The organism is Teichococcus deserti (genome assembly GCF_001982615.1).
Taxonomy (GTDB): domain Bacteria; phylum Pseudomonadota; class Alphaproteobacteria; order Acetobacterales; family Acetobacteraceae; genus Pseudoroseomonas; species Pseudoroseomonas deserti.
Map to the genome: position 1 here is coordinate 1 of NZ_MLCO01000333.1, position 4,980 is coordinate 4,980.

At 72.6% G+C, this 4,980-nt stretch carries 4 protein-coding genes; 2 read left to right on the forward strand and 2 right to left on the reverse strand.

What is annotated here, in order from left to right; genetic code table 11:
* Positions 1-140: 140 nt before the first annotated feature.
* Positions 141-1,802 (reverse strand): dihydroxyacetone kinase family protein, encoded by a 1,662-nt coding sequence (locus tag BKE38_RS26275; RefSeq protein ID WP_076960159.1) that lies wholly within the window; start codon positions 1,800-1,802, stop codon positions 141-143.
* Positions 1,803-1,946: 144 nt separating this feature from the next.
* Between BKE38_RS26275 and BKE38_RS26280 the strand changes: the two genes are divergently transcribed.
* The gene (locus tag BKE38_RS26280) at positions 1,947-2,258 is read left to right on the forward strand and encodes an HU family DNA-binding protein (protein WP_076960162.1); all 312 of its coding nucleotides are present in this window, start codon (positions 1,947-1,949) and stop codon (positions 2,256-2,258) included.
* Positions 2,259-2,420: 162 nt separating this feature from the next.
* Here the strand turns inward: BKE38_RS26280 and BKE38_RS26285 are convergent, their stop codons facing one another.
* The gene (locus BKE38_RS26285; protein WP_076960160.1) at positions 2,421-3,107 is read right to left on the reverse strand and encodes a GntR family transcriptional regulator; all 687 of its coding nucleotides are present in this window, start codon (positions 3,105-3,107) and stop codon (positions 2,421-2,423) included.
* 81 nt (positions 3,108-3,188) lie between these two features.
* On the opposite strand from BKE38_RS26285, the gene BKE38_RS26290 reads away from it, so the two are divergent.
* On the forward strand, positions 3,189-4,919 hold the full coding sequence (locus tag BKE38_RS26290; RefSeq protein WP_076960161.1) for an acetolactate synthase catalytic subunit: 1,731 nt from the start codon (positions 3,189-3,191) through the stop codon (positions 4,917-4,919).
* The last annotated feature ends 61 nt before the right edge of the window (positions 4,920-4,980 follow it).

Consider the following 4,980-nt stretch of genomic DNA (forward strand, 5'->3'; position numbering starts at 1 on the left):
GCCAGGGCCCGGCTGCCACGGCGGAACATGCGCCTCTCCACGTCGGGATGGCCGAGGCCATCCGCGCCTCTAACGGCGGAGGGCGGGCCGGGTTGGGAAAAGATCGCGCCGGGGAACGATCCCCCGGCGCGCGCCAGGCCTCAGGCGGCGGCCAGGGCGCGCAGCCAGACCACCACGCCAGCGGCGCCGGCATCCGGCGTGCCGACGGCGCGCTCGCCCAGATAGGCGGCGCGGCCCTGGCGCGGGCGCATCGCGCGGGTCGCCTCCAGCCCGGCCTCGGCGGCGGCGACAGCCTGGGGCAGGCCCTTCCCCGCCGTCAGCGCCTCGGCCGCCGGCAGCAGCGCGTCCAGCATGGTGCGGTCGCCCGCCCGGGCGCCGCCGAGCTCGCCGATGGCGGCGACGGCGCCGGCGAAGGCCTCCGCCAGCTGCGCGGCGGTGGGCGCGGCGACGCCCTCCAGCCGCCGCGCCGCGCGCAGCAGGGCCACCGCATAGAAGGGGCCGGAGCTGCCGCCGATGGCACGGCGCAGCGCCTGGCCCATGGCCTCCAGCAGGCCGGCCGGGCTGGCATAGGCGCCCTCCGGCAGGGCCCGCAGGGCGGCAGCGCCGCGCTGCATGCTGATGCCGAGGTCGCCATCGCCGGCGGCGCTGTCCAGCGCGGTCAGCTCTTCCTCGGCCGCCTCCAGCGCGGCGCAGACGGCCAGCACGGCGCGCTTCATGGCGGGCGCCAGGGGGCCGGGGGCGGCGGCGGCCTCCGCCACGGCGGCCGGCGCGGCGATGATGGCGGGAGCATCGGGGATGCGGCCGTCGCCGCTCCAGGCCGGGGCGCTGGCGGGGGCGTCGAGGAAAGCCAGCCGGGCATCGTCCAGCGCCATGACCGACAGCGACATGCCCGGCATCTCGATCGCCGTCAGGTAGTTGCCGGACCAGGCGCGGAGCACCTCGATGCCCTGGGCGCGCAGCCAGGCGAGCGCCGCGCGGGCGACGATGGCCAGCTCCATCGGCGGCGTGCCGCCGAGGCCATTGACCAGCAGTGCGACGCGGGCGCCGGATCGCAGGCGGAGGTCGGCCTGGATGGTCTCCAGGATGCGGGCGACCAGCGCGTCGGCCGGGGCCAGCTTGACCCGCTGCACCCCCTGCTCGCCATGGATGCCGAGGCCGAGCTCGACCGCATCCTCTTCCAGGGTGAAGCCCGGGCGGCCGGCGGCGGGGACGGTGCAGGCGCCCAGCGCCACGCCCATCGAGCCCAGCGCGGCGGCGGCGGCCCGCGCCGCGGCGGCGACGTCTTCCAAAGGCAGCCCGGCCTCGGCGGCGGCGCCTGCCACCTTGTGGACCAGCACGGTGCCGGCGATGCCGCGGCGCTTCTCCGGGGCCACGGTGTCGCGCAGCGCGACGTCGTCGGCGACCACGACGATCTCGACCGGAATGCCCTCGCCGCGGGCCAGCTCGGCGGCCAGGCCGAAATTCAACCGGTCGCCGGTGTAGTTCTTCACCACCAGCAGGGCGCCGGCTGGCCCGGCCGCGGCGCGGATGCCGGCCAGCACCGCGTCGGTGGAGGGCGAGGTGAAGACGTCGCCGGTGACCGCGCCGGCCAGCAGCCCGGGCCCGACATAGCCGGCATGGGCGGGCTCGTGCCCGGCGCCGCCCCCCGACAGCACGGCGACGCGGCGCGTGGCGGCGGGGCCCGGGTCGCGGCGCAGCACCACATCCTCGGCGGCCAGCAGCGCCTGGTCGGGGGCCAGCGCCACCAGCCCCTCCAGCATCTGCCGCACCACGGCGCGCGGGTCGTTGATCAGCTTTTTCATTGCGGGCGTCTCCCTCCGGGGCGCCGAGGGTGGCGGGGGCTCCGGGTCACATCAAGACGATTTCTGTCGGTCGCAGCCATAAACAGGACTTCACTCTTGCCGCCGGCTGTGCTTTGGGTGGGGCATTGCGCGAAAGGCAAGATCATGTCGAAGAAGTTCCTGGCTGACACCATCCAGAATTCGATCGAGATCACCGGCGTCGGCGCGAATGCGCTGGCCGGCGACATCATCGAGGCGATCAAGGCCGAGATCGTGAAGACCGGCCGCTTCACCATCCCCGATTTCGGGGCTTTCATCGTGCGCGACACGCCGAAGCGCCAGGCGATGAATCCCCGCACCGGCGAGAAGGTGGCGGTCAAGGCCGGCGCGACGGTGCGTTTCAAGCCGTCGCCGGCGCTGAAGGAAGCCGCCCATGCGGCGCTGAAGAAGACCAAGCGCAAGGCCGCCAAGGCCTGATCTTCCGCCGTCCGGAAGGGCGGCCGATTCGGCATCAGCGCTGACCAGGCCCGGGGAATCGGCGATTCCCCGGGCTTTCTGCTGGCCGCTGACTCGAATGTGAATCGGGCGGGGCGCTGTCCCCCGCTGCGGCTTTTGAGACGCCGCATCACCTTTTGATTCTCAGGGCAGGAAATCGAGCAGCGGCCGGCCGCCTTCCTCGATGTCGCGGATGATGGCGGCCCGCACCCTGGCGGCGTCGCGCCGGCGCAGCCCTTCCAGCGCCTCGAGATGGCCGTGCCGCGGCGGGTTCTCTGCCCCGCCGGCATAGAGATGGCTCAGCAGCGGGCCGCATTGCATCCAGAGGATCTCCAGCAGGCCGAGCAGCACGGGCATGCCGGCCAACCGGCACAGGCCGAAATGGAAGGCCTCGTTGGTCTGCAGTGCCGTTGCGAAATCGCGCCGCTTTTCCGCGGCCACCAGCCGGTCATGCAGGGCGGCGAGCGCTGCGATATCCGCCTGCGTCGCCCGCGCCGCGGCGGCCTCGCCGGCCTGGCCCTCCAGCGTGCAGCGCAGCGCGCGGATCTCGAGGAAGCGGGCGCGGTCGATGCGGGGGACGATGACCGTGCCGCGCTCGTCCATCTGCAGCGCCTGCTCGGAGACCAGCCGCAGCAGCGCCTCGCGCACCGGGGTCGCGCTGATGCCCAGCTGCGCCGCCAGCGGCCGCAGCAGCAGCTTCTCCCCCGGGGCCAGCCGGCTGAGCATCAGGGCCGTCCGCACCTCCTGATAGGCGCGCTCGCTGAGGCTGTCGCGGGTCAGGCGGCGGAACGGGCCAGGCGGGGCCATGTCGGGCGAGATCATTTCGTTCATGGTTGACAGGCCCTGGCTTCGCTCCGCAGTGTTATATCAAATGACGCATAACAAGCGTCGTGACCAGGGAAGGAAAACGTGATGGACAGCGCCGTGCACGCCCGAGGGGGCGTGAACGAATCCGTGGCCCTGCGCCTGGCCCATGCCTTCCGCCGGCATGGCGTCGACACCGTCTTCGGCCAGAGCATCCCCAGCGCCTTCTTCCTGGCCGCCCCGCAGGTTGGCATCCGCCAGGCCACCTACCGCGCCGAGAATGCGGGCGGCACCATGGCCGACGGCTATGCGCGTATTTCTGGCAGAGTCGGCGTGGTGACGGCGCAGAACGGCCCCGCCGCGACCTTGCTCGTCGCGCCCCTAGCCGAGGCGCTGAAGGCCTCCATCCCCATCGTCGCCCTGGTCCAGGACGTCGCGCGGAACACGACCGAAAAGAACGCCTTCCAGGAGCTGGACCATCTGCGGCTGTTCGATGGCTGCACCAAATGGACGCGGCGCATCGACCATGTCTCCCGCGTCGAGGAAATGGTCGACCTGGCCTTCGTCCAGGCCTGCAGCGGCCGCCCCGGCCCGGTCGCGCTGATCGTCCCCGCCGACCTGCTGACCGAGACGGCCGCCGCGGCCGAGACGCGCAAGGCCGATCTGGGCCATTTCCCGCTCGACCGCTCGCTGGCCGATCCGTCCCGCATCCGCGAGGCCGCCCGGCTGCTGGCGAGCGCCCGGGCGCCGCTGGTGATCGCCGGCGGCGGCGTGCATGCCTCGGGCGCCTGCGCCGAGCTCGCAGCCCTGCAGCAGGATTGCCACCTGCCGGTCGCCACCACGGTGATGGGCAAGGGCACCGTCGCCGAGACCCATTCCCTGTCCCTGGGCGTGGTCGGCTATTTCATGGGTGACGGCGCCCGCGGCCGGGCGCTGCGGCCGCTGGTGACCGAGGCCGATGTCGTGCTGCTGGTCGGCAACCGCGCCAACCAGAACGGCACCGACAGCTGGAAGCTGTACCCGCCCAACGCGCGCTTCATCCAGATCGACATCGACGGCACCGAGATCGGCCGCAACTACGAGGCGCTGCGGCTGATGGGCGATGCGAAGCTGACGCTCGCCGCGCTGCGCGAGGCGCTGCTGGTCGAAGGCGTCGAGCGCCGCGCCCAGGCCCGCGCTGGCGTGGAAGGCCAGATCCGCGCCGGCGTCGAAGACTGGAAAAGCTTCACCCAGCGCATCCGCGACAGCGACCGCGCGCCGATCCGCCCGGAGCGGGTGATGCAGCTGCTGGACGGCATGATCGACGCCGACACCGTCGTGGTCGCCGATGCCAGCTATTCCTCGATCTGGATCACCAACTACCTGACGGCGCGGGCCGCCGGGCAGCGCTTCCTGACGCCGCGCGGGCTGGCCGGGCTGGGCTGGGGCCTGCCGCTGGCGATCGGCGCCAAGCTGGCCGCCCCCGACAGGAAGGTCGTGTGCCTAGCCGGCGATGGCGGCTTCGCCCACACCTGGGCGGAGCTGGAGACGGCGCGGCGCCTCGGCCTCGACATCCCGGTGATCGTGCTGAACAACCAGATCCTCGGCTACCAGAAGCATGCCGAGGACGTGCTGTTCGGCGCCCATACCGAGGCCTGCTATTTCCAGCCGGTCGACCATGCCGTCATCGCCCAGGCCTGCGGCTGCCACGGCATCCGCGTCGACGACCCGGCGATGCTGCAGGAGGCGCTGACAGAAGCCTTCGCGCAGAAGGGGCCGAGCCTGGTCGATGTCATCACCGATCCGGATGCCCGGCCACCGGTGACCTTCTACGACAACACCTATCCTTCGCCCTTCTGATGCTGGCGCTGCGCAAGCTGGCGCCCGCGCCGGGGCTGACTTTGCAGGAGGTGGCCCCGCC

Excerpts from the sequence above, each read along its gene's own strand:
- BKE38_RS26285 (WP_076960160.1), bottom strand. The coding sequence starts at position 3,107 with ATGAACGAAATGATCTCGCCCGACATGGCCCCGCCTGGCCCGTTCCGC.
- BKE38_RS26275 (WP_076960159.1), bottom strand. The coding sequence starts at position 1,802 with ATGAAAAAGCTGATCAACGACCCGCGCGCCGTGGTGCGGCAGATGCTG.
- BKE38_RS26280 (WP_076960162.1), top strand. The coding sequence starts at position 1,947 with ATGTCGAAGAAGTTCCTGGCTGACACCATCCAGAATTCGATCGAGATC.
- BKE38_RS26290 (WP_076960161.1), top strand. The coding sequence starts at position 3,189 with ATGGACAGCGCCGTGCACGCCCGAGGGGGCGTGAACGAATCCGTGGCC.